Genomic DNA, 2,096 nt, shown 5'->3' with positions numbered 1-2,096 from the left:
AAGGGCTGGACCGGCACCTGTGCCACCTGCAACCGCCCCCTACCCCGCACAAGAACCAGACACAGAACCAGAACCTAACGAAGCACTACTAGGCGCTCTCGGTCGCGCGGCGCAGCGCGGAGGCGAGCAGGGCGAGGTCGGTGGGGCCGTTGCCGAGTTCGCGGACCGGACGGGGGGAGGGCGCGGCGCCGTGGTCCTCCAGGCGCTGGGCGACGACGGTGGGCCGGAGCGTCGCCGTGCGGGGGATGCGGCCGCTGACCCGGGCGCCCTGGAAGGCGGTGACGGCGCCGTCCGGGCGGCGGAGGTAGCCGCGGCCGGGGGTGGCGCCGGGCAGGGCGGCGGCGTCGGGCAGGTGGATGAGCAGGTCGGAGTCGCCGGGCTGCTCGGTGCGCAGGGCGATCCGCAGCTGGGCGGCCTCGTCGACCTCGGTGCCGGCGGTGCCCTCGGGCGAGCCGGTCGCGGCGATCACGTGCACGCCGAGCCGGGCGCCGTGCACCGCGACGGAGGCGAGGGCGCGGGCCAGCGGGCGGCCGCCGGGTGAGGCGGGGCCGAGCAGCGCGTCGTAGTCGTCGACCAGGACGACCAGCCGGGGCGGGGCGGCGTCGGCCGGGGGAGCGTCGGGGGAGCGCCGGGGCTCGATCACCCGGGCCTGCGCGGCGGGGTCGGCGGCGGGGCCGCCGACCAGGGCGGGGGCCTTGTCGAGGGCGAGGGCCCGCCGGGTGTGCCACTCGGTGAAGGTCAGGCCGTCGAACAGGGCTTCGCGGTGGGCGAGTTCGTCGGTGAGGCGCTCGGCGGCGAGCAGCGCGCCGCGCGGGTCCTCGGCGGCGTTGACGTGGGCGGTGACGTGCGGGAGGTCGGTGCAGCCGGCCAGGCCGCCGTCCTCCGCGCGGTCCCCGTCGACCGTCAGCAGGGCCAGGCGGTCGGGGCGCTCGGAGACGGCCAGCGAGGCGGCCAGGCTGCGCAGCAGTTCGGACTTGCCGGAGCCGGGGCCGCCGCCGATCAGCAGGTGGTCGCCGTCCTCGGCGAGGTCGAGGGTGCAGTCCTCCTCGCCGGCGGCGGCCCGGGCGGTGCCGAGCAGGGCGGTGGCGCCGCCGGCCCCGGCGGGCAGGGACTGCCAGCCCTCGGCGAGCCGGGCGGGGGAGAGCGATTCGGCGCGCATCAGGTCGAGCAGGCGCAGGGCGTCGGGGAGCGGGCCGCGCGGCGGCGCCCCGGCGTCGGTCTCGGTGAGCGGGGCGAGGGTGCGGGCCAGGCGCTCGGCCCAGGCGGGGGAGACCGCGTCCAGGGCGACGTCGGTGAGGCGTTCGCGGGTGCCGGCGGCGGGGCGCTCCAGGGTGAGGCGGGTGGAGACCTCGCCGGTGACCAGGCCCAGCGCGCCGAGGCCGGTGGGGAGCTCCTCCGCCGTCCCGGCCAGGCAGAGGGCGAAGACGCCGGCCGCGGGGCCCTGGCGCAGCAGCAGGCCGAGGGCGTGCCGGCCGGCCTCGGTGCCCGGGTCCCCGTCGACCAGGACGACGGTGGCGGGCGGGCCGGCGGTGGCGGCGGCGAGCTCGGTGAGCCGGGCCTCGGCCTGCTCCGGGCCGAGGCCGTACAGCAGGCGGCACGCCTGGCCGTGGGCGGGGCGCAGGTGCGGGAGCCACTGGGCCCAGGCCCAGTCCTCGGCGGGGTGTTCGGCGCTGACCACGACCAGGGCGAGCCCGCTGGGCGGGTGCAGGGCGGCGAGCTGGGCGAGGGCGGCGCGGGCCAGGCCGGTGAGGCGGTGCCGGGGGCCGGCCAGGCCGAGGCTGCCGGCGGTCTGCAGGTCGACGGTGACCGGGACGGCGGGCAGCAGGCTGCCGGGCGCGGTGCCGGGGCCGGCCGGCAGGTCGGCGGTGCCGAGCCGGAGGGTGAGCGCGTCGGGGTGGTCCGGGCCGCGCTCCCACAGCCGGGGGCCGGTGCCGAGGGCGGTGAGCAGCAGGGCGGCCGGGTCGGGCCAGCGTTCGCGCTGGTGGGCGGCCTGCCGGAGGCGGGCGGTGTCGGCCCGGCCGCCGGGGTCGGCGGCGGGCGGTTCGGACCTGCCGCGGCGCAGCCAGCGGCCGCCGCGCCCGCCGGCGGGGGGCTCC

At 80.4% G+C, this 2,096-nt stretch carries 1 protein-coding gene; it reads right to left on the bottom strand.

Annotation, left to right across the window (positions count from 1 at the left end; genetic code table 11):
* Positions 1 to 88 precede the first annotated feature (88 nt).
* Positions 89 to 2,096 (bottom strand): FtsK/SpoIIIE domain-containing protein (locus ACFUEL_RS38950; protein WP_380242834.1); only part of this gene is annotated, 2,008 nt, incomplete at its 5' end.

Origin of the sequence: Kitasatospora sp. NPDC057198 (assembly GCF_042670125.1) — a bacterium.
Lineage (GTDB): Bacteria > Actinomycetota > Actinomycetes > Streptomycetales > Streptomycetaceae > Kitasatospora.
The sequence above is the reverse complement of the archived record's forward strand: the minus strand, read 5'-3'. Positions and strand labels throughout refer to the sequence as shown.